This window comes from Pseudomonas sp. TWRC1-2 (assembly GCF_049896685.1).
Taxonomy (GTDB): domain Bacteria; phylum Pseudomonadota; class Gammaproteobacteria; order Pseudomonadales; family Pseudomonadaceae; genus Aquipseudomonas.
Window position 1 is genome coordinate 751,623 of sequence record NZ_JAFCUU010000001.1, and the last position, 20,622, is coordinate 772,244.

General features: G+C 61.9%; 19 protein-coding genes. 6 read left to right on the forward strand and 13 right to left on the reverse strand.

Annotated elements, in window-relative coordinates:
- Window positions 1-30 precede the first annotated feature (30 nt).
- Window positions 31-918, forward strand: a complete 888-nt coding sequence (gene yghX / locus ACP7B3_RS03430; RefSeq protein ID WP_426177875.1) for a YghX family hydrolase — start codon at window positions 31-33, stop codon at window positions 916-918.
- A gap of 369 nt (window positions 919-1,287) precedes the next feature.
- Here the strand turns inward: yghX and ACP7B3_RS03435 are convergent, their stop codons facing one another.
- Window positions 1,288-2,472: a DUF2252 domain-containing protein gene (locus ACP7B3_RS03435; protein WP_145161167.1), complete on the reverse strand. Its 1,185-nt coding sequence runs from the start codon at window positions 2,470-2,472 to the stop codon at window positions 1,288-1,290.
- A 75-nt stretch (window positions 2,473-2,547) separates the two neighbouring features.
- Complete coding sequence (locus ACP7B3_RS03440; protein ID WP_426177878.1) at window positions 2,548-3,438, reverse strand: LysR family transcriptional regulator; 891 nt, start codon at window positions 3,436-3,438, stop codon at window positions 2,548-2,550.
- Between the two features lie 127 nt (window positions 3,439-3,565).
- Between ACP7B3_RS03440 and ampC the strand changes: the two genes are divergently transcribed.
- A complete protein-coding gene (gene ampC / locus ACP7B3_RS03445; RefSeq protein ID WP_426177880.1) occupies window positions 3,566-4,720 on the forward strand; it encodes a class C beta-lactamase in 1,155 nt (384 codons plus the stop codon).
- 132 nt (window positions 4,721-4,852) lie between these two features.
- Here ampC and dctM read toward each other — a convergent pair whose 3' ends face one another.
- The 8 genes from dctM to ACP7B3_RS03485 form a co-directional block, all read right to left on the reverse strand.
- Window positions 4,853-6,133 carry a C4-dicarboxylate TRAP transporter large permease protein DctM gene (gene dctM, locus ACP7B3_RS03450; protein WP_071487261.1) on the reverse strand — a complete coding sequence of 427 codons (1,281 nt, stop codon included), beginning with the start codon at window positions 6,131-6,133 and terminating at the stop codon, window positions 4,853-4,855.
- Window positions 6,133-6,765 (reverse strand): TRAP transporter small permease, encoded by a 633-nt coding sequence (locus ACP7B3_RS03455; RefSeq protein WP_242198250.1) that lies wholly within the window; start codon window positions 6,763-6,765, stop codon window positions 6,133-6,135. The genes dctM and ACP7B3_RS03455 overlap by 1 nt, the downstream gene beginning before the upstream one ends.
- A 177-nt stretch (window positions 6,766-6,942) precedes the next feature.
- On the reverse strand, window positions 6,943-7,926 hold the full coding sequence (locus ACP7B3_RS03460) for a TRAP transporter substrate-binding protein (protein ID WP_145161183.1): 984 nt from the start codon (window positions 7,924-7,926) through the stop codon (window positions 6,943-6,945).
- A 241-nt stretch (window positions 7,927-8,167) separates the two neighbouring features.
- The gene (locus ACP7B3_RS03465; protein ID WP_426177883.1) at window positions 8,168-8,983 is read right to left on the reverse strand and encodes an HpcH/HpaI aldolase/citrate lyase family protein; all 816 of its coding nucleotides are present in this window, start codon (window positions 8,981-8,983) and stop codon (window positions 8,168-8,170) included.
- Window positions 8,984-8,998: 15 nt separating this feature from the next.
- Window positions 8,999-10,192: a CaiB/BaiF CoA transferase family protein gene (locus ACP7B3_RS03470; RefSeq protein WP_426177885.1), complete on the reverse strand. Its 1,194-nt coding sequence runs from the start codon at window positions 10,190-10,192 to the stop codon at window positions 8,999-9,001.
- A gap of 9 nt (window positions 10,193-10,201) precedes the next feature.
- On the reverse strand, window positions 10,202-11,551 hold the full coding sequence (locus ACP7B3_RS03475; protein WP_426177887.1) for an MmgE/PrpD family protein: 1,350 nt from the start codon (window positions 11,549-11,551) through the stop codon (window positions 10,202-10,204).
- Between the two features lie 10 nt (window positions 11,552-11,561).
- Window positions 11,562-12,725, reverse strand: coding sequence for an acyl-CoA dehydrogenase family protein (locus ACP7B3_RS03480; RefSeq protein ID WP_242198258.1), 1,164 nt, complete (start codon window positions 12,723-12,725; stop codon window positions 11,562-11,564).
- A gap of 28 nt (window positions 12,726-12,753) precedes the next feature.
- Complete coding sequence (locus ACP7B3_RS03485; RefSeq protein WP_426177890.1) at window positions 12,754-13,572, reverse strand: FAS1-like dehydratase domain-containing protein; 819 nt, start codon at window positions 13,570-13,572, stop codon at window positions 12,754-12,756.
- A 195-nt stretch (window positions 13,573-13,767) separates the two neighbouring features.
- Here ACP7B3_RS03485 and ACP7B3_RS03490 point away from each other — a divergent pair, with 195 nt between their 5' ends.
- Window positions 13,768-14,658, forward strand: coding sequence for a LysR family transcriptional regulator (locus tag ACP7B3_RS03490; RefSeq protein ID WP_145161196.1), 891 nt, complete (start codon window positions 13,768-13,770; stop codon window positions 14,656-14,658).
- A gap of 32 nt (window positions 14,659-14,690) precedes the next feature.
- The gene (locus ACP7B3_RS03495; RefSeq protein ID WP_145161198.1) at window positions 14,691-15,179 is read left to right on the forward strand and encodes a GFA family protein; all 489 of its coding nucleotides are present in this window, start codon (window positions 14,691-14,693) and stop codon (window positions 15,177-15,179) included.
- A 419-nt stretch (window positions 15,180-15,598) separates the two neighbouring features.
- Here ACP7B3_RS03495 and ACP7B3_RS03500 read toward each other — a convergent pair whose 3' ends face one another.
- Window positions 15,599-16,876, reverse strand: coding sequence for an ATP-binding protein (locus tag ACP7B3_RS03500; protein ID WP_426177892.1), 1,278 nt, complete (start codon window positions 16,874-16,876; stop codon window positions 15,599-15,601).
- Window positions 16,877-17,584 carry a winged helix-turn-helix domain-containing protein gene (locus ACP7B3_RS03505; RefSeq protein WP_145166052.1) on the reverse strand — a complete coding sequence of 236 codons (708 nt, stop codon included), beginning with the start codon at window positions 17,582-17,584 and terminating at the stop codon, window positions 16,877-16,879.
- Window positions 17,585-17,741: 157 nt separating this feature from the next.
- On the opposite strand from ACP7B3_RS03505, the gene ACP7B3_RS03510 reads away from it, so the two are divergent.
- Window positions 17,742-18,941 (forward strand): MFS transporter, encoded by a 1,200-nt coding sequence (locus ACP7B3_RS03510; protein WP_242198264.1) that lies wholly within the window; start codon window positions 17,742-17,744, stop codon window positions 18,939-18,941.
- Here ACP7B3_RS03510 and ACP7B3_RS03515 read toward each other — a convergent pair.
- On the reverse strand, window positions 18,897-19,499 hold the full coding sequence (locus ACP7B3_RS03515) for a tRNA-(ms[2]io[6]A)-hydroxylase (RefSeq protein WP_106580467.1): 603 nt from the start codon (window positions 19,497-19,499) through the stop codon (window positions 18,897-18,899). The genes ACP7B3_RS03510 and ACP7B3_RS03515 overlap by 45 nt on opposite strands.
- Window positions 19,500-19,655: 156 nt before the next feature.
- Between ACP7B3_RS03515 and ACP7B3_RS03520 the strand changes: the two genes are divergently transcribed.
- Window positions 19,656-20,519: a universal stress protein gene (locus tag ACP7B3_RS03520; RefSeq protein ID WP_426177896.1), complete on the forward strand. Its 864-nt coding sequence runs from the start codon at window positions 19,656-19,658 to the stop codon at window positions 20,517-20,519.
- The last annotated feature ends 103 nt before the right edge of the window (window positions 20,520-20,622 follow it).

Here is a 20,622-nt window from a genome sequence, read left to right on the forward strand (position 1 = left end):
GATTGCCACCGCTAATCGAGGAATGCACCGATGACTCGTCTCACCGCGAAAGACTTTGCCCCCGAACTGCTGGAACTCTACGACGGCTACGCCCACGGCAAGCTCAACCGCCGCGAATTTCTCGACCGCGCCGCGCTGTTCACCTTCGGCGGCCTCACCGCCTCTGCGCTGCTGACGGCCCTGAGCCCCAACTATGCGCTGGCCGAACAGGTCAAGTTCACCGACCCGGAGATCATCGCCGACTACATCACCTACCCCTCGCCCAAAGGCAACGGCACGGTGCGCGGCTACCTGGTACGCCCGGCCAAGGCCAACGGCAAGGTGCCGGCCGTGGTGGTGGTTCACGAAAACCGTGGCCTGAACCCCTACATCGAAGACGTCGCCCGCCGCCTGGCCAAAGCCGGCTTCATCGCCCTGGCGCCGGACGGCCTCACCTCCATGGGCGGCTACCCCGGCAACGATGAAAAAGGCGTGGAACTGCAACAGAAAGTCGACCCGGAAAAACTCATGAACGACTTCTTCGCCGCCATCGAATGGCTGATGCACCACGACAACAGCACCGGCAAAGTCGGGATTACCGGCTTCTGCTATGGCGGCGGCGTGACCAATGCCGCGGCGGTGGCTTACCCCGAATTGGGCGCGGCGGTATCGTTTTACGGCAAGCAGCCGGAGGCAAAAGATGTGCCGCGCATCAAGGCGCCGATCATGCTGCACTACGGCGAGCTGGATACGCGGATCAACGAAGGTTGGCCGGCGTATGAGAAGGCCTTGAAGTCGGCGGGCACGACGTACGAGGCGTACATCTACAAGGGCGCCAACCACGGGTTTCACAATGACTCAACACCCAGGTATGACGAGGCGGCGGCGAATCTGGCGTGGGAAAGAACCCTCGGCTGGTTCCACAAATACCTGGCCTGACCCCACTCTAAAATGTGGAAGCTGTCTTGCCGTGGCGAGCGGGCTTGCCCCGCGTTGGGGCGCGAAGCGGCCCTGAAACCTGACGACGCGATACATCTGGAAAACCGCGTTGACGCTTCTGGGGCTGCTGCGCAGCCCAACGCGGGGCAAGCCCGCTCACCACAACAAGCCGGCTCTCAGCTTAGAAATAAGGGGCAGACCACGCTTAATCCAAAACCGTGGTCTGACCCCGATTTTCAATTTTTACAGTAAAAAACTGTGGGAGCTGGCTTGCCTGCGATGGTGGTCTGTCAGTAACCAATAGGCTGGCTGACCCACCGTTATCGCAAGCAAGCCAGCTCCCACATTGGCTCTTCGCTGATTTCCAGATCAATGCTCCAACGCATACCGCCGACAATGGTTGAGATAACCCTGCTCATGGCTCCCCACTAACTGCACCACACTGGTCCATAACCACGACGGCGCATCCAGCTGTTTCGAGCGGTTTTCCTGCAGCACCGCCATCCACTGCTTGCGCGTGTCGCGGTCCATTTGCCGGGCATGGGCGATGCCGACCACGCGGGCCAGGTAGCCGGCGGCGTGCATGGCGTCGGTTTCGCTGAGTTCATCCAGCTCCAGCTTCATGTCCTGGGGCAGCAGCTCGCGGATGAAGAATCCGTGATCCAAAAAGCGCGTCGCCAGCATGCGCTCACCCAAGCCCGGTGACAGCTGGCGCGCGCCTTCCACCACCCGTCGCCCATTGTCGCGGGGCATCTTCGCGCGCGGTGTACGCGGTGCAGCGGCGCCGACGGCTTCCTTGATATCGATCAGGCAATATTCCTGATCATCCTTGTCGCCCACGCCCAGCAGTGCCGCATAGCGCAGCAAGCCGAGGGAACTGCAGCCCTTGACCCAATAGGCTGAGTCCAGCAGTTCAACCTTGGCGTCTTTGGGCCGGCCTTTGAGCGAGGTGACCAACTGGTGGATTTCATCCGAGGCGCAGAGGGTTTGCAGGGCGCCCTTTTCTGCCCGCGACAATGCCCAGAAGTGCTTGCCCAGTGGAATCGTCGGCCGCACGTTTTCAATGCGTTCACGCGCCAGGTTTTTCCAGGTGCGCTCCACCGCGCTGCGCATGCCGGCCTTGACCTGGGATGGGCGTGGCGGCACTTCGTCGGGCTTGTCTTTGAAGGCTTGTTCGTAGCCGCCGATCATCTCTTCAAGCATGCGCGCGGTGGTCACTCCGGGCAGGTCCGAGCCGCGTGCGGCGGTGGCCAACGACAAGGCCAGGCGCACCAGATCGTGGGCCGGGTTGCCGATCACGGTCTGGTCAAGGTCGCGGATGTGCATGTCGATACGGCCCTTGATATCGCCGGTCGGGCCCAGGTTGCCGGCGTGGCAATCGCCGCAGATCCAGATCGCCGGGCCGTGCGGCAAGCGGCGGCCTGGCTGGCTGTGCAGCCATTCGTAAAACTGCACCGTGCTGCCGCGCACATAGGCGTGGGCGGAGCGCGCCATCTTCAAGTTGCGCAGTTGCGTGAGGTGGGGCATGCGGTCGGCGGGGCGCGGGGTTTTCATGGATGAACTCAGTACGGGAGATACAGTAGAGCTTCGCCGCCAAGAGATGTTTCATTTTGTATCAAGATAGTGGCATTAAGACAGTTTTCCCGGCTGTGCACACACGTCCTGCAGCCACGCCTTGAACGCCAGCATCGCCGAGGTTTCGGCCCGCGACTGCAAGCGCGTCAGCCAATAACTGCCGGTGGTGATGCCGATGTCGAACGGCTGGCGGATCACATCGCTTTCCAGTTGCCGCGAAAACATCATCGCCGGCGCCAGCGCAACGCCGATGCCTTGCAGCGCCGCCTCCATCATTGCCAGTGAAGAGTCGAACACAATGCTGCGCGGTATCAGGGTATCGGCGGGCAAACCGACGGCCTGGAGCCACAGGCTCCATTCATCGGCGCGGTAGGAGCGCAGTAAGGTGTGTTTCAACAAATCCACGGGCGTGCGCAACTGCTCGGCAATGCTGGGCGTACACAGCACGGTCAACGGCGCCGCCAGCAATTCACAGGCGTCGGTGCCGTGCCAGGCGCCAGCGCCGAAGCGGATCGCGTAATCCAGGCCTTCGGCGGCCACGTCGACACGGTTGTTGTGGGTGGACAGGCGCAGGTCGATAAACGGGTAGCGCGCCTGAAAGTCCGGCAGGCGTGGCAGCAGCCAACCCACGGTAAAGGTGCCCACCGCGCCTACGGTGAGCACTTCGCGGTAATGCCCGCCTTCGAACTGGCTGAGCGTCTGGGCAATGCGGTCAAACGATTCGCGCACCACTGGCAGCAAGGTCTCGCCCTCACGGGTGAGCATCAAGCCGCGTGGCAGGCGCTTGAACAAGGTGACATTGAGTTGAACTTCAAGGCTTTTCACCTGATGGCTGACCGCCGCCTGGGTCACACACAGCTCAATGGCGGCCCGGGTAAAACTCAAGTGGCGGGCCGACGCCTCGAAGGCGCGCAAGGCATTGAGCGGCAGATGGGAACGCAGCATGCTTGACCCCAGATTTTCTAATGGCTGGTGCGAGATATGATCGTTTGATCGCGGCCGGCAAACTGCCTACATTTGCCCCGCCTGCGCAGGCTTTCTATTTAATCGATCACCTCATGGAAGCGACATCATGCCCCAACTTTCTCTGTTTGGAGTGCGTAATTTAACCGCCCTGGCCGTATTCATCGCTGCCGGCAACTGCGTGGCGGCAACTGATCTGCAGGCCGTGGTAGACGCCCGCGTAAAACCGTTGATGCAACAACAGGCCATTCCGGGCCTGGCGGTCGCCGTGGTCCAGAACGGCAAGGTGCAATACTTTAACTACGGCACGGCCTCAAAAGAGACCCAGCAGCCGGTCAGCGAAAACACCCTGTTTGAAGTCGGCTCGGTGAGTAAAACCTTTACCGCCACCCTCGGCGGTTACGCCCAGGCGACCGGCAAGCTCAAGCTCTCCGACACCGCCAGCCAGCACTTGCCCGCATTGGCCGGCAGCGCCTTCGACAAGATCAGCCTGCTGCAGCTGGCAACCTACACCGCCGGCGGCCTGCCCCTGCAATTTCCCGACGCTGCCGACAGTGCCGAGACCATGCTCGGCTACTTCCTGCACTGGAAACCGGCTTACGCACCGGGCGCACAACGCCTGTATTCCAACCCGAGCATCGGGCTGTTCGGCTATCTGGCGGCGCAAAGCCTGGGCCAGCCGTTCAACGTGGCCATGGAAAAAACCCTGCTGCCCAAGCTGGGCTTGACCAACACCCACGTCAGCGTGCCCGCGGACAAATCCGCGCTGTACGCCCAAGGCTACGACAACAACCAGAAGCCCGTACGCGTCAGCCCCGGCGCGCTGGACAGCGAAGCCTACGGCATCAAGACCAGCGCCCAGGACCTGGCTCACTACGTGATGGTGAACATGCACCCGCAAACCCTGGAAAAGCCGCTGCAACAGGCGATTGCCACCACCCACGCGGGCTATTACACCGTGAACGGCATGACCCAGGGCCTGGGCTGGGAGCGCTACCCTTACCCGGTCACGCTGCAAGCCTTGCTGGAGGGCAACTCCACGCCTATGGCAATGGAGCCGCACAAGGTCAACTGGCTGACGCCCGCACAGCCGCAACCGGCCAATGTGCTGTACAACAAAACCGGCTCGACCGGCGGTTTCGGGGCGTACGTGGTGTACGTGCCGAGCAAGGACATGGGCGTGGTGATGCTGGCGAACAAGAATTACCCCAACGCTGAACGGGTCAAGGTGGCACACGCGATCTTGAGCGCGATAGATCACTAAAGCCTCGCACACATCAACTGTGGGAGCGGGCTTGCCCGCGATAGCGGTGTGTCAGTCGCCATATGCAGCGTCTGGCACGCCCTCATCGCGGGCAAGCCCGGCTCCCACAAAGTATTACTGCGTTGTTGAGTGTTACATCCCCAGCCAGTGCGGCAACGCCAGCGAAATAAACGGCAAGTAAGTCACCATAATCAGGAACACCAGCAGGATCATCAGCCACGGCAACGCCGCGCGGATGGTCTGCCCCAGGGTCAGGCCGGTCACCGCCGAGGTCACGAACAGGTTCAACCCCACCGGCGGGTGCACCAGGCCGATTTCCATATTCACCACCATCACGATCCCCAGGTGAATCGGGTCGATGCCCAACTTCATGGCAATCGGGAAGAAGATCGGCGCCAGGATCAACACGATGGCCGAGGGCTCCATAAAGCTGCCCGCCACCAGCAACACGATATTGACCATGATCAGAAAGCCGATCGGCGTGAGGCCTTCAGAGATCACCCAGGCGGTGATTTCCTGCGGGATCTGCTCGGTGGTCAGCACGTGGGCGAACAGCATGGCGTTGGCGATGATAAACATCAGCATGATCGCCAGGCGCCCGGACTCCAGCAACACCTTGGGGCAGTCGCGAAATTTCATGTCCTTGTAGATGAACAACGCCACGAACGCCGAGTACACCGCCGCCACCGCTGCTGCTTCGGTCGGGGTGAACATGCCGCTGTAGATGCCGCCGAGGATGATCACCAGCAACAGCAAGCCCCAGAACGCCCGACGCGCACAGGTCAGCCATTCACGAAAGGTCGCACGCGGTTGAGCCGGCAGTTTTTTGATGCGCGCAACGATGTAGATCGCGACCATCAACATCAAGCCCAGCAGCAAGCCCGGAATCACACCGGCCATAAACAGCTTGCCCACCGAGGTTTCGGTGGCCGCCGAGTACACCACCATCACAATCGAGGGCGGAATCAGAATGCCCAGGGTCCCGGCGTTACAGATGATCCCCGCGCCGAATTCCTTCGGGTAACCGGAGCGCACCATGCCCGCCACGGCAATCGAACCCACCGCTGCCACCGTCGCCGGCGATGAGCCCGACAGCGCGGCAAACAGCATGCACGCCAACACCGCCGCAATCGCCAGGCCGCCACGGATGTGGCCGACACAGGCGTTGGCGAAGTCGATCAAACGCTGCGCCACGCCGCCGGTGGTCATGAACGCACCGGACAACAGGAAGAACGGAATCGCCAGAAAGGTGTAGGCGTCAGAGGTTTCAAACAGTTTGATCGCCAGCGAACTCACCGAGTCCTGGCTGAACATCAGGATCGACACCGCGCCGGACAGTCCGAGGGAAATCGCAATCGGCACGCCGAGGAACATGAACACGAACAGCAGCAAAAACAGACAGAGCACGGCCATCAGTGACGCTCCTCATGGCTGCCGGCCAACTTGCTGGCCTCGCCGGCTTCGTCGGCCAGGCCCAACCCGACCTGACGGTGGGTAAAGATGCGGTAGAAAATTTCCAGGTAGCGGATGAACACCAGGGCAAAACCGATGGGTACGATGATCACGATGTCGCCGACGTCCACGCCGTATTGGTCGAGGTCTTCGGCGCCAATATGCGCGGTCATTACCGCGCTCACCCACTTGTAGCTGGCGACCATGAACAGCCCCGCGTAGGCCAGGCAGCACAGGCACGCGAGCATGCCGAGCAAGCGTTGCACCGGCCGCCTGGTCAGCTTGACCAGCGCGTCCACGCCAAGGTGGCCGGCGGTGCGCACACCGTAGGAGATGCCGAAGAAAATCAGCCAGCCGAACATGGCCTTGGTCAGCGCCACGCTCCAGGTCATGTCCTGGGCCCAGGTCATGGTGTGGTCGCCCAGGGCGTTGAAGAAGTTGCTGCTCCACGCCCACTTGTCCGCCAGGGAAAAGAACAGCGTGTAGATGTTGTTGAGCATGACGTAGACAAATGTCACCAGGGTCATGGCGGCCAGCAGGAAGGCGATAAAACCTTCCTCCAGGTGCTCCCAGACGCGCCTTAGCGTTTGCATGGCAAAACCTCGCGAAGCGGGAATGATGTCGGGGTGGAAATCGGCTCAACCTGTGGGAGCCGGGCTTGCCCGCGATGGGAGCAGCTCGGTTCTGCAGATACACCGAGTTGCCTGCATCGCAGGCAAGCCAGCGCCCACCTAAAGCCGTTTCCAAAGCAGGTTTGGGTGCTCGCCCAATTACTGGTTGGACGCGTCCGCCGCCTTGATCAGGTCGGCGCCAATCTCGCCTTCGAATTTCTGCCACACCGGGCGCATGGCTTCGCGCCAGAGCTGGCGTTGCTCGGGGGTCAGTTCGATGATTTCACTGGTCTTGGCGTCGATGATCTTCTGCTTGGCCGACTGGTTCAGCGCCTCGGCCTGCTTGTTCACCTCCACAGTGACCTCGAGCATGATCTGGTCCAGGGTGGTGCGGATGTCCGGCGGCAGGCCGTTCCAGAACGTGGCGTTGGTGATCACCATGTAGTCGATCAGGCCGTGGTTGGACTCGGTGAAGTACTTCTGCACCTCGTTGACCTTCTGGCTTTCATAGTTCGACCAGGTGTTCTCGGTGCCATTCACGGTGCCGGTCTGCAGGCCTTGGTAGACCTCGGCAAAGCTCATCTTGCGCGGGTTGGCGCGGATCGCCTTGAACTGCTCCTCAAGCACGCTGGAGGCTTGCACACGGAACTTCAGGCCACGAGCGTCCTTGGGTTCGTGCAGGGCTTTGTTGGAGGAAAGTTGCTTGAGGCCGTTGTGCCAATAGGCCAGGCCGAGGATGTTTTTGTCTTGCATCGAGGTCAGCAGGGCTTTGCCCTGAGCGGCCTGGAAGCGGTCGACGGCGGCCAGGTCGTTGAACAAAAACGGCAGGTCGTAAATCTGCACTTGCTTGGTGTACTGCTCGAACTTGGCCAGCGACGGCGCCAGCATCTGCACATCGCCCAGCAGCAGCGCTTCCATCTCCTTGCCGTCGCCGAACAGCGACGAGTTGGGGTACACCTCAACCTTGACGCGGCCCGGCAGGCGCTCTTCGGCGAGCTTCTTGAACAGCAGCGCGCCCTGACCTTTGGGGGTGTTTTCGGCGACCACGTGGGCGAACTTGATCACAATCGGGTCCGCCGCCTGGGCCAGGCCCGCGGCAAACAACGTGGCGGCGCACAGCAGCGCCCGAGAAAGCTTGAGCATGGACAATCACCTTCTTATTGTTGTGTTGTAGGGCAAGGTGCCTGATGTCACGTGTGTAGTGAATTTCGAATTTTAGATACCTGCGTTCGGCTAGGACGAACGCCAATCTTCAGAACAATAAAGATCAAGTGTGGGAGCTGGCTTGCCTGCGATAGCGGTGTGTCAGGCAGTAGATTTGTTAGCTGAACCACCGCAATCGCAGGCAAGCCAGCTCCCACAGTTTTTGATTCGGTTTCGTCAGCTATATCTTGGCCGCCAGCAACCTCTGCGCGCGCAGCAGCACCGGCGCATCCACCATCTGCCCATCAATCTGATAGGCCCCTGCCCCGTGTGCGCCGGCATCCACCACGCGTTTGGCCCAGGCCAAATCATCGGCGCTCGGCGCCAGGGCCTCGTGGATCACCGCCACCTGCCTGGGATGAATACACAGCGCGCCGGCAAAGCCCATCTCGTAGGCGTGCCGGATCGAACGCCGTAAACCTTCAGGGTCATCGATAGCCGGGTGCACGCCATCCAGCGGCGCGACCAGCCCTGCCGCACGCGAATGCACGATCAACGCCATGCGTGCCTGGTCTAGGGCGAACTGCGCGGCCGCGGAATGGCTGCTCAGGTTCAAGTCCAGCGCCAGGTCCAGGCCCCCGAACGACAGGCGCTCCACCTGCGGCGCCCGAGCGATTTCAGCCACTGCCAACAAACCCCGCGCACTTTCGATAATCGGCCAGATCATTTTGCCGGTGGTCGCCACCACGGCGACCTGCGCCGCGCTCTCGACTTTGGGCAACAGCACGCCTGCCACATTTGCATGGGCTTTGCAGAACGCCACGTCTTCAAAATGCTCGGCATGCTCCGGCGCGTTGATACGCACCCACACCTGGGCCTCGGGATGGCCTTGCAGAAACGCCCCGAGGTTATCCCGCGCCTGGCGTTTGAGCGGCTCTTCGACCGCGTCTTCAAAATCGACAATCACCGCATCGGCGCCACTGGCCAACGCTTTGGCAAACCGCTCCGGGCGACTGCCGGGCACAAACAAGGCCGAACGAACCAAAGGCTTTGGCATCACTTGAATTCCTTATTAGATAACGCCGCGTGCACGCAGAGTGTCGATGGCTTCACCCGAATAGCCGAGCTGATCAAGGATGCTCTGGCTGTGCTGCCCGAGTGCCGGCACTGCATCCATCCGTGGGGTAAACGCGGCATTGCGCGCCGGTGGCAGCAGCGACGGCAACGGCCCGGCCGGGCTCTGGACTTCACGCCAGCTGTCGCGCGCCTTGAGCTGCGGGTGGTCCCACACGCCCTGCATGTCGTTGACACGCGCACTGGCAATCTGCGCGTCTTCCAAACGCTCGATCACCGCCTCGGCGTCCAGCTGCGCAAAGCTATCGACAATGATCTGGCGCAGCACTTCACGGTTGGCCGAACGCTTGAAGTTGGCCGAGAAACGCTCATCGGTGGCCAATCGCGGCGTGAGCAGCACCTTGTCGCAGAACGCCGCCCACTCGCGTTCGTTCTGCAAACCAAGCATCACCGTGCCGCCGTCGCCGGTGGGAAACGGCCCATACGGGTAAATCGTCGAGTGCGCCGCCCCGGCGCGCGGGGGTTGCGGCGCGCCGTCGAACGCGTAATACATCGGGTAGCCCATCCACTCCACCAGGCTTTCGAGCATGCTCACATCGATGCGGCTGCCCTTGCCCGTTTTGCCGCGCAGCAGCAGCGCCGAGAGGATGCCGCTGTAGGCGTACATGCCCGCAGAGATATCGGCGATGGAGCAACCGGCCTTGGCCATCTGGTCGTCACCGGGGCCGCCGGTCACCGACAGAAAGCCGCCCTCGCTCTGGATCAGCAAGTCATAGGCCTTTTTCTTCTCGTAAGGCCCGCCTTCGCCATAGCCGGAAATATCGCAGACGATCAGCCGTGGGAAACGCGCGTGCAGCGCTTCAAACGACAAGCCCATGCGCGCCGCCGCGCCGGGTGCGAGGTTCTGCACCAGTACATCGGCGTCGGCCAGCAGGGTGTCGAGGATGGCGCCCGCCTCGTCCTGCTTGAGGTCCAGGGTCAGGCTTTCCTTGGAGCGGTTGGTCCACACGAAATGCGAGGCCAGGCCGCGCACGCGCTCGTCGTAGCCGCGGGCAAAATCACCGGCGCCAGGGCGTTCGATCTTGATGACGCGGGCGCCCAAATCGGCCAATTGACGCGTGCAGAATGGCGCGGCAATCGCGTGTTCCAAGCTGACGACAGTGATGCCGTCCAGCGGTCGTTGATTATTCATCACAAATCCTCAAAGCCAGTGGGCCATGGACGCGGCGTTACGCAGGTTCCAGGCCTTGTCGATCAGTGCATCCGCCTGGGCCGGTGAGCGGGCGCCGCTGAAGTGGGTCAGGCGCTGGAACTTGTCCGCCAGCGCCTCACGGCTCAAGGTGTTGCCCGGGTCGCCCTTGGGCTCATCGATGGCGCCGTGCAGCGTGCGCCCGTCGGTGGTGGTGACGGTGACGCGGCCCATCCAGCGTTGCGGGTAGGCGTCGTCCACTTCAGGGTCCAGCGTCATGCTGACCTTGTCGCGAAAGCTCGCAACGGCAGGATCGGTCAGCGCCAGTTGGTGAAACTCGGTGAGCCCGGCCTTGCCATGCACGGCGATCAGGCCGAGCACCGTACCCATGGAAAACTTGGCCTGGTGCACGGTCGCGGGCACTGCCACGCGGCCCAGAACATCGATGGCGCCCTGGTGCACACGGGTTTGCACGCGGGCGATCTGCTCAGCGCCCAGCCCTTCGCGCTGCATCAAATCCAACAGCGCATCGGCGGCAGGATGGGTATGGCGGCACGAGGCGTGAAACTTGAACGAGGTTTCCAGCAGCGCCCAGCGCGTGCCCAGGTCGGCCGACAATTTGCTCGGCTGCGCGTCACTGGACATGCCCGCCGCCAACCCTTGGTCGCCTTCAAGAATATTGCGCGCGCCGGTCAGGCCGTCTGCGGTCAGGTACGCGGCGAGCAAGCCATCGGCGGCAGCCTTGGCGGTGTGCAGTTGCTTGGAGTCGGCGGCATCGCGCAGGAACTCCCAAAGGCCGGCGGCCTGGGTGCCGGCGCTGCCGAGCAGGTTGATGAATTGTTCTTCGTTGAAATCCAGCAGCTTGCCCACCGCAACGGCCGCGGCCAGGGTGCCGACAGTCGCCGTGGTGTGGAAGATACGGTAGTGAGAACGCCCCATGAATTCGCCGATGCGAATCCCGGCCTCATAGCCCGCCACCGACGCCAGCAGCAACTCGCGGCCGGATTTGCCGAGGTCTTGCGCGGCGGCCAAGGCAGCCGGAAACACCACCGTGGCCGGGTGCAGCACGGAGCTGTTGTGCAGGTCATCCTGCTCCACCAGATGGGACGCGGCGCCGTTGACCAGCGCGGCGAAATACGCGCTGCTGCTGGCGCCACTGACGATGATCTGCGCCGGGCCGCTGCTCGGGCCCATCTTGTGCGCATAGCGCTCGAACAAAGGAATCGGGTGCGCGCCTTTGCTCGCCAATGCAGAGGCGAGCCAATCCAGATACAGGTCTTCGGTGCGCGCCAGCACGTTTTCGGGCAAGTGTTCGTAGTTCAACTCGGCGAGGAACCGACACAGGGCTTGGGTATGGCTCATGGTCAGGCCCTCAGAAGCTGCGTGGCAGTTCGAGCAAATGCTCGGCCACGTAGGACAGGATCAGGTTGGTGGAGATCGGCGCCACCTGGTACAGGCGGGTTTCGCGGAATTTGCGCTCCACGTCGTACTCGCAGGCAAACCCGAAACCGCCGTGGGTTTGCAGGCACGCGTTGGCCGCTTCCCACGATGCCTTGGCTGCCAGGTACTTGGCCATGTTGGCGCTGGCCCCGGCATTCTGGCCGCTGTCGTACTCCGCGCATGCGCGCCAGCGCATCAGGTCCGCTGCCTCAATCTCGATGTGCGCTTCGGCAATCGGGAACTGCACGCCCTGGTTCTGCCCGATAGGTCGGCCAAATACCACGCGGTCGCGGGCATAAGCGCTGGCCTTTTCGATAAACCAGCGGCCGTCGCCAATGCATTCGGCGGCTATCAGCGTGCGCTCGGCATTCAGGCCGTCGAGGATGTATTTGAAGCCCTTGCCCTCCTCGCCGATCAGGCTGCCCTTGGGCAGCTCCAGGTTGTCGAAGAACAGCTCGTTGGTTTCGTGGTTGACCATGTTGGCGATGGGCTGCACGGTCAGGCCGTTGCCGATGGCTTCGCGCAGGTCCACCAGGAAGATCGACATGCCCTCGGACTTTTTCTTCACCTCGGCCAGTGGCGTGGTGCGCGCCAGCAGAATCATCAGGTCGGAATGCTGTACGCGCGAGATCCAGACTTTCTGGCCATTGATCACGTATTTGTCGCCACGCTGAATCGCGGTGGTCTTGATCTTGGTGGTGTCGGTGCCGGTGGTGGGCTCGGTGACACCCATCGATTGCAGACGCAGTTCGCCGCTGGCGAGCTTGGGCAGGTAGAAGCTTTTCTGCGCGTCGCTGCCATGGCGCAGCAAGGTGAACATGTTGTACATCTGGCCGTGAACGGTGCCGGAATTGCCGCCGCAGCGGTTCACTTCTTCAAGAATCACCGAGGCTTCGGCCAGGCCCAGGCCGGAGCCGCCGTATTCTTCCGGGATCATCGCCGACAGCCAGCCGGCGTCGGTCAGCGCTTTGACGAAGGCTTCGGGGAAGCCTTTTTGTTCGTCGATCCTGCGCCAGTAAGCGGCATCGAATTCGGCGCACAGGGCGCGCACGCCTTCGCGGATGGCATTGAGTTCTTCGTTGTCATTGGGGTTCATTAACGGCTCTCCGCCTGTTGTTCTGGTGTTATTCGAAATGCAGTTCGGCTGTTTGCGCCACGCCCTCGGCATTGCCGGCCCACAACTGCGCCACGCCGGGTGCCGTCACGCGCCCGCTCAGCGCAAACGGCTGCGGCGCGATCAACGGGCGCACGCCGCGATAGGCAAACCGGCGCAGGCTGGCTTGCGGATGGGCGCGGCAAAACGCGCGCAGGCTCAAGGTGGCGATCAACGGCCCATGCACCACCAGGCCCGAGTAGCCTTCGGTGCCGGTGACGTAGGGGTAGTCGTAATGGATGCGGTGGCCGTTGAAGGTCACGGCGCTGTAGCGAAACAGCAGGGTTGGCGTGGGGTCGACCGTCTCCTGCCATTCACCCTGGGCCAGTGCCTCGCCGCTGCCCTGCTTGGGTGGCGTGGGTTCGCGGTAGACAATGTCCTGTTCTTCGCGAATCGCCAGGCGACCGCCTTGGGAATAGTCATGGCGCACGGTGACAAACAGCAGCGAACCGGTGCGGCCGGTCTTTTCTTCGACCTGAGTGATGGTCGATTCGCGGGTGGCCGCCTCACCGGCGCGCAAGGCGTGCAGGAACTCGATGCGCCCACCGGCCCACATGCGATTGCGGTTGTCCGCCGGTGGCAGGAAGCCGCCACGCGCCGGGTGGCCGTCGGTGCCCAGGGCCGGTTCGGGCAGCGGGTCTTGAAAAAAACACCACTGCCACAACGGTGGAACGGCCTCGCCATCCTGGGGCACCGCTTCGCCGAAGGTCGCGGCAATACGCTTGAGCAGGTTATGGCTCAGGTGGTCGTGGGCGGTTTCACTTCGGCCGATCCAATCGGTGGCGCTCATCGGGTACACATCCTCTGGCAGTGGTGGTCTGCCCCGGATCATGCAAGCGCGTGCCCGTTCTGAGAATTTGCATTTCAATAAACCAGCGTTCGGTTATGCTGAACGCCGACAATTTGATGCACACCCCTATCCCTGTGGGAGCTGGCTTGCCTGCGCCCACAATTGATCTTCACCGTTGCCGAATAGGTGTTTTGCATGCACTTCGATCTCGCCGACCTGCGCCTGTTTATCCATATCGCCGAATCCCCCAGCCTGACCCAAGGCGCGAAACGCGCGTTTCTCTCGCCCGCTGCCGCCAGTGCGCGGATCAAGGCGCTGGAAGGCCAGCTCGACACGCGCCTGCTGTACCGCGACAGTCGGGGCGTGGAGATCACCCCGGCGGGCGAACGCTTGCTGCACCATGCGCGGCTGATCATGCGCCAGGTGGATTACCTCAAGAGCGAGTTCACCCAATACGGCGTGGATTCGGCCGGGCATATCCGCATCTTCGCCAACACCACGGCGGTCACTGAGTTTTTGCCGGAGGTGCTGGCGGGCTTCCTGTCCCAGCGCCCTGGCGTGACCGTCGACCTGCAAGAGCGGCTGTCCCGCGATATCGTGCGCGGTGTGCTCGATGGCACCAGCGACATGGGCATCATCGCCGGGCCGGTTGAAGCGGCAGGTTTGCAGGTGCTGCATTTCAGCACCGATGAACTGGTGCTGATGGTGCCCGTCGGCCACCCCTTGGCCGACCAGCCGTCGGTGACGCTGGAACAAACCCTTGCCTACCAACATATCGGCCTGCACGAAGGCAGCACGCTGTTAACCTTTTTGCGCGAGCACGTGGAACGGCTTGGCAAGCATTTGTCGCTGCGTATCCAGGTGTCGAGCTTTGAGGCGATCTGCCGGATGGTCGAGGCTGGCGTGGGCATCGGCATCATTCCCGAGTCTGCGGCCGTGCGGCACAGCCGGACCATGCAGTTGGTGGCGGTCAAACTGGATGAACCCTGGGCCATTCGCGAGCGCAGTATTCTGGTGCGCGAACTGGAAGCACTGCCGGGCACCATTCGGGCGCTGATTGCTACCCTGATGCCGCAAAGCGCCTAAGCTGAACAGTCACCTTGCCAGAGGAGACTGCCATGCAACTCGAAGGATCCTGCCATTGCGGCGCCGTAACGTTCAGTCTGACCAGCCAGCACCCGTACCCCTACCAGCGCTGCTACTGCTCGATCTGCCGCAAAACCCAAGGCGGCGGCGGTTATGCGATCAACCTTGCCGGTGATACGCAAAGCCTGAAGGTTCAGGGGCGCAAACAGATTTCGATCTACCACGCCAGGCTCAAGCCCGAGGGCGCCAGCCGTGCACATGCGAGCACCGCCGAACGGCATTTCTGCTCGCAATGCGGCAGCGCATTGTGGCTGTTCAGCCCGCAGTGGCCGGAGCTGATTCATCCGTTCGCCTCAGCCATCGACACGCCATTGCCGGTGCCGCCGGAACACACGCACTTGATGCTCGGCTCCAGGGCGCCCTGGGTTGAAGTCAGCGTGCGCAAAGGCGACCTGCAGTTCGACGAATACCCCGAAGAATCCATCGCCCAATGGCATGAACGCCTCGGGTTGACCCGTTAACAGTCTTTGACCGTTTTCCGACAAAGCGCCCAAAGATTGTTGGCCCGCGCAGCCCTAGCATTCGAAGTGCATCAGGTAGATGGTCAAAGGTGGGAGCTGGCTTGCCTGCGATGGCATCGACTCGGTTTCACTGGTACGCCGAGTTGCCTGCATCGCAGGCAAGCCAGCTCCCACACAAAAGCAAAGCCGTGCGGTGCTGGCAACTGAACTCGGTCAAATTGTGGGAGCGGGCTTGCTCGCGAAAGCGGTATGTCAGTGACACATGAGCTGACTGAACCACCGCCTTCGCGAGCAAGCCCGCTCCCACAGTTGGATCTCTGTGCATCAGGTAGATGGGTGTGCTGTTCGTTTGTACTCGGTCAAATGTGGGAGCTGGCAAGGCCTTTCCCACATGGGCATTGCTGAATCCACGCCAAGCCTTACTCGGCATACGCCCAGGTCATTCGAAACGACGCTCCGCCCCACTCCGAATCCAGCACTTCCACGTGTCCGCCATGCCACTGGCTGACCCGTTTTACCAAGGCCAGGCCCAGGCCGAAGCCGCCTGTGCGGCGGTCGCGGCTGGCGTCGAGGCGCAGGAAGGGTTCGAAGATCTTTGCCCGCCCTTCCATCGGCACACCGGGGCCGTCGTCATTGACGCGCACTTCGTAACCGCTGCCAAAACTGATCAACGACACTTCAACACGGCGCTCGGCGTAGCGAATGGCGTTGCGCAGCAGATTGATCACGGCGCGCGCCATAAAGCGCGGTTCGATTTGGATAAAGTCGACCTCACAGGTACGCAGCGACAGCTGCACACCCGCCGCTTCAGCCTCCAGGGCCACGCTGCCGATCACGCTGTCGAGCCAACTGTGGGCCTCGATGTTTTCACGGGTAACCTGGGTGGCGCCGCGCTCCAGGCTGGCGTAGGTCAACAGTTCGGAAACCATTTCCTCCAGTTCGCCCAGGTCGGCGTACATGTCGGCGATCAGTTCACGGCTCTGGCGCGGGTCGGCCTGCTGCCTGAGTTGATCAAGCTCGAACGACAAGCGCGCAATCGGTGTGCGCAGTTCGTGGGAAACGGCGTTGGTCAGTTCGCGCTGGTTGGCGATCAGGCTTTCGATGCGCTCGGCCATCTGGTTGAAGTGCCCGGCCAGCTCACGCACGGTGGAACGGCGCGGCAGCAGGATGCGCGACGCCAGGTCGTTGTCGCCAAAGCGTTGCGCGGCCAGCCGGATATGCTCCAGGTCGCGCCAGTGCGGGCGAACCCAGAAATACAGGACGATGGCCAGGCACAAGCCGAGAAAACCATAGGCCCACAGGTACAGCCACTTGGGCTCTTCCGGCAGTTTGATTTCCAGCAGTTGCGGCCCGCCGTCGATATTGGTCAGGAACTCCATGAAATCCCCGCGCACCACCAGCAAGCCGTCGGCCAACAGCTGCTGTTCGCGCTCGGTCAGCGCCTGGGTGTCGCTCTGCACCAGCTTGAGGCGCAAACCATAATGAGGCTGCAGTTGGGCCAGGCGCGCCTGCCGGGCCTCGCCTTGCAAGGGCCGCAACTGCTCCACCAAGCCATAGGCCGGACCGCGCAGCGCCTCGCGGTTATAGGTTTCGTTGGCCTCGGGCAGTAACTCGTCGAAGGTGTAGTTGACCAGCCAGATCGCGCCCGCCAACCCCAGCGCCAGGATCACATACAGGCGCAGAAACAGCCGCAGCATCTAAACCTCCCACGCAAATGGATTGAACAGATAGCCCTTGCCCCAGATGGTCTTGATGCACACCGGCTCACGCGGGTTGTCATTGAGTTTGCTGCGCAGTTTGCTGATGTACACGTCGACGCTGCGGTTCAGGCCATCGAAGGCAATGCCGCGCATGCGGTTGAGAATGTCGTCGCGCGAGAGGATCTTGCCCGCGCTGCTGGCCAGCAGCCAGAGCAGTTCGAATTCCATGGTGGTGAGGTCGATCTTCTCACCGCCCAGGCTGACCACCCGGCAACTGCGGTCAATCGCCAGCCGGCCAAACTCCAGCGAGCCGCGCACGGTGGGTTCGGGCACCTGGCGACGTTGCAGCGCACGCAATCGCGCCAGCAGCACCGGAGGTTTTATGGGTTTGATGACGTAGTCGTCGGCACCGGACTCAAGGCCGAGGATATGGTCCAGGTCGTCTTCCTTGGCGGTCAGGATCACGATGGGCGTGTCGGACAGGTTACGAATCCCGCGACACACGTGCAGGCCGCTCTGGCCGGGCAGCATCAGGTCGAGCACGACGATTTTCGGCTTGAAGTCGAGAAACGCCGCCAGGGCTTCGTCACCGCGGTGCACCACCCGCACCTCGAAACCGTGTTGCGACAGGAAGTGCGCGATCAGCCCTGCCAGCTTTTCATCGTCCTCAACGAGCAAGACCTTGCCCAGACCCAGGTTTTCCATAAATTCTCAGTGTGGCTGCGCGGATTGAAGTGCGGGCATTATAGGTGGCAAGCTGCTCAACAGAAGCCGCTGGCCATCAGTGGCCGACCAAGCTTCATGCTTTTAAGAGTTTTTAACAAATAGCCTGCAATCTTTAACGCCATTCACAGGGAGTTGTATGCGCAAGGATTACCTGGCGTTCTTTGTTTCGCTGTTTCTGTCGCGGCTGGCGGACCAGATTCTGTTGTTTATCGTGCCACTGATCGTGTTCCAGACCACCCAGAGTGTGTCCTGGGCCGGCCTGGCGTTTTTTGTCGAGTCACTGCCGCGTTACCTGGCCTTCCCGGTGTGTGGCGCGGTGTGCGACAAAATTTCACCAGTGCGCATCCTGCATATCAGCCAGGTTTACCGGGCGCTGGCCTGCGTGGTGGCCGTGGCCTTGTACGGCGTGTTCGACGGCATTTACTGGATCGTCATGCTCTCGGCGCTGTGCGGCGTGCTGACCACCCAGGGCATCATGGCGCGTGAAGTGTTGATGCCGCATATTTTCAAGCAGTACACCTACGCCAAGACCCTTTCCTATTCACAAATCGCCGACCAGAGTGGCCTGGTGCTCGGCCCGCTGCTGGCGGCGCTGATGCTTGAAGTGTGGGCCTGGCATTGGGTGGTGCTGGGGGTTGCCGGGCTGTTTGTGCTGGCGGACCTGGCCATGCTGCTGTGGCAGCGCACCAGCGCGGTGAGCCTGCCAACCTTCGAGCAGCACCGGGACATCTGGCTGCAACCGCTGCGCATTGCCTTCGGGCATATCCGCACGCTCGCCGAATTGAAGCGGATCATCACCCTGGCGGTGGGCGTGAACCTGATTATTGGCGTGACGCTGGCCACGTCGGCGGCGATGGTCACCGGCCACTATGGCGCCGGCAAGGATACGTACGCCCTGCTGCAAGCTGCGGGCGCGGTGGTGACGATCGGGATTCTGTTTTACCTGGCGCGCGCAACCTTGCCGTTGAAGGTACTGGGCGGCCTGTCGTATTCGATGATCGGCGTGGGTGCGCTGATCACGGCCATCAGCCCCAACGTGTGGGCCTACACCTTCGGGTTCCTGCTGATCACCGGCTTCGACAAGATGTTTAACCTGTACCTGCGCAGCACCCGTCAGCGCGTGATTCCGGTACAGGATTTTGGCAAAACCGTGGGCGTGATCACGCTGCTCAACAACCTGTCGCAGCCGTTGGCGGGTTTGTTGATTGGCGTGCTGGCGGCGCCGCTGGGCACACAAACGGTGATCCTGCTGCTGACCGGGATCACCGCACTGCTGGGCGTGGCCGTCGCCTCAGGCTGGCACGCCACTGTGAAAGCGGAACTCGATGTCGGGTGATTCGATCAGTTCCTGCTCGGTCGCCCTGACCCGCTCGATCACCTGGGCGATGTCTTTGGCGTCGCCATACTGGTAGGCCAGTTTCAAGTAACCCTGGAAGTGCCGCGCCTCGCTTTTGAGCAGACCGAAATAGAACTTGCCGAGTTCTTCGTCCAAATGCGGCACCAGCGCTTCGAAACGCTCGCAACTGCGCGCTTCAATGAAGGCGCCGACCACCAGGGTGTCCACCAGTTTGACCGGTTCATGGCTGCGCACCACTTTGCGCAAACCCGAGGCATAACGGCCGGCGTGCAGTTGGCGCAGCTCGACTTTGCGCTTTTTGATCAGGCGCATGACTTGCTCGTGGTGCACCAGCTCTTCGCGCGCCAAGCGCGACATCATATTGATCAGGTCAACATGCGCGTGGTACTTGGCAATCAGGCTCAAGGCGGTGCTGGCGGCTTTGAATTCGCAGTTCTTGTGGTCGATCAGCAGGGTTGCCTGATCGGCCAAGGCAGCCTGGACCCAGGCGTCGGGGGTGCGGCAGCCGAGGAATTCGTGGATTTCGGGCAGGTTCATCGGGCTCACGGGCAAAAGGATCACAAAAGGGCGCCGATTATACCGACCCCGCCGCAGACCACCAGCCACTGGCTTTGATGTGCATCAACATGACGTCTGGCGGGCAGCAACTATAGTTGTGCAAGGCCCCTTTTTTGCGTCTCTGGAGATCCGTCCATGCAAGCTATCCGCAGCATCCTGGTGGTCATCGAGCCCGAGCACTCGGAAAGCCTGGCGCTCAAGCGCGCCAAGCTGATCGCCGGGGTCACCGGCGCGCACCTGCATTTGCTGGTCTGCGACAAGAAACATGAGCATTCGGCGCTGCTGAGCCTGCTCAAGTCCGGCCTGCATGAAGACGGCTACAGCGTGACCACCGAGCAGGCGTGGAATGAGAGCCTGCATGAAACCATCATCGATGTGCAGCAAGCCGAGGGCTGTGGGCTGGTGATCAAGCAGCACTTCGCCGACAGCCCGCTGAAAAAGGCCTTGTTGACGCCGGCCGACTGGAAGCTGCTGCGCTATTGCCCAACGCCTGTGCTGCTGGTGAAAACCTCGACGCCGTGGGCCGACAAGGTGGTGCTGGCGGCAATCGATGTGGGCAACCACGACAGTGAACATCAGGCGCTGCACAACACCATCATTGATCACGGCTTCGAAATTGCGAGCCTGGCCAACGCGCAATTGCACGTCATCAGCGCCCATCCCTCGCCGATGCTGTCGGCCAGTGACCCGACGTTTCAGCTCAAGGAAACCATCGAGGCGCGCTATCGCGAGCAGTGCAAGGCGTTCCAGGCCGAGTTCGATATCGACGACACCCATCTGCACATCGAAGAAGGCCCGGCGGATGTGCTGATTCCCCATGCGGCGCATAAGTGGCAGGCGGCGGTGACGATTATCGGCACCGTGGCGCGCACCGGGATTTCCGGGGCGCTTATTGGCAATACGGCGGAAGTGGTGCTGGATGCGGTGGAAAGCGATGTGCTGGTGCTCAAGCCGCAGGAACTGATGGATCACCTGGAAGAACTGGCGACCAAGGCCTGACCCAAACCCTTCAGGCGACCAAGATCATGGTGGGAGCTGGCTTGCCTGCGATAGCGGTAGATCAGACAACGGTGTATCGACTGACAGGTCGCCATCGCAGGCA

What these genes read in the sequence shown, in the direction of transcription:
- ACP7B3_RS03490 (WP_145161196.1), top strand. Translation starts at nt 13,768, where the DNA reads ATGCACTTCGATCTCGCCGACCTGCGCCTGTTTATCCATATCGCCGAA.
- ACP7B3_RS03455 (WP_242198250.1), bottom strand. Translation starts at nt 6,765, where the DNA reads ATGCAAACGCTAAGGCGCGTCTGGGAGCACCTGGAGGAAGGTTTTATC.
- ACP7B3_RS03475 (WP_426177887.1), bottom strand. Translation starts at nt 11,551, where the DNA reads ATGAGCCATACCCAAGCCCTGTGTCGGTTCCTCGCCGAGTTGAACTAC.
- ACP7B3_RS03465 (WP_426177883.1), bottom strand. Translation starts at nt 8,983, where the DNA reads ATGCCAAAGCCTTTGGTTCGTTCGGCCTTGTTTGTGCCCGGCAGTCGC.
- ampC (WP_426177880.1), top strand. Translation starts at nt 3,566, where the DNA reads ATGCCCCAACTTTCTCTGTTTGGAGTGCGTAATTTAACCGCCCTGGCC.
- ACP7B3_RS03470 (WP_426177885.1), bottom strand. Translation starts at nt 10,192, where the DNA reads ATGAATAATCAACGACCGCTGGACGGCATCACTGTCGTCAGCTTGGAA.
- ACP7B3_RS03440 (WP_426177878.1), bottom strand. Translation starts at nt 3,438, where the DNA reads ATGCTGCGTTCCCATCTGCCGCTCAATGCCTTGCGCGCCTTCGAGGCG.
- ACP7B3_RS03485 (WP_426177890.1), bottom strand. Translation starts at nt 13,572, where the DNA reads ATGAGCGCCACCGATTGGATCGGCCGAAGTGAAACCGCCCACGACCAC.
- ACP7B3_RS03515 (WP_106580467.1), bottom strand. Translation starts at nt 19,499, where the DNA reads ATGAACCTGCCCGAAATCCACGAATTCCTCGGCTGCCGCACCCCCGAC.
- ACP7B3_RS03495 (WP_145161198.1), top strand. Translation starts at nt 14,691, where the DNA reads ATGCAACTCGAAGGATCCTGCCATTGCGGCGCCGTAACGTTCAGTCTG.
- dctM (WP_071487261.1), bottom strand. Translation starts at nt 6,133, where the DNA reads ATGGCCGTGCTCTGTCTGTTTTTGCTGCTGTTCGTGTTCATGTTCCTC.
- ACP7B3_RS03435 (WP_145161167.1), bottom strand. Translation starts at nt 2,472, where the DNA reads ATGAAAACCCCGCGCCCCGCCGACCGCATGCCCCACCTCACGCAACTG.
- ACP7B3_RS03510 (WP_242198264.1), top strand. Translation starts at nt 17,742, where the DNA reads ATGCGCAAGGATTACCTGGCGTTCTTTGTTTCGCTGTTTCTGTCGCGG.
- yghX (WP_426177875.1), top strand. Translation starts at nt 31, where the DNA reads ATGACTCGTCTCACCGCGAAAGACTTTGCCCCCGAACTGCTGGAACTC.
- ACP7B3_RS03480 (WP_242198258.1), bottom strand. Translation starts at nt 12,725, where the DNA reads ATGAACCCCAATGACAACGAAGAACTCAATGCCATCCGCGAAGGCGTG.
- ACP7B3_RS03505 (WP_145166052.1), bottom strand. Translation starts at nt 17,584, where the DNA reads ATGGAAAACCTGGGTCTGGGCAAGGTCTTGCTCGTTGAGGACGATGAA.
- ACP7B3_RS03500 (WP_426177892.1), bottom strand. Translation starts at nt 16,876, where the DNA reads ATGCTGCGGCTGTTTCTGCGCCTGTATGTGATCCTGGCGCTGGGGTTG.
- ACP7B3_RS03460 (WP_145161183.1), bottom strand. Translation starts at nt 7,926, where the DNA reads ATGCTCAAGCTTTCTCGGGCGCTGCTGTGCGCCGCCACGTTGTTTGCC.
- ACP7B3_RS03520 (WP_426177896.1), top strand. Translation starts at nt 19,656, where the DNA reads ATGCAAGCTATCCGCAGCATCCTGGTGGTCATCGAGCCCGAGCACTCG.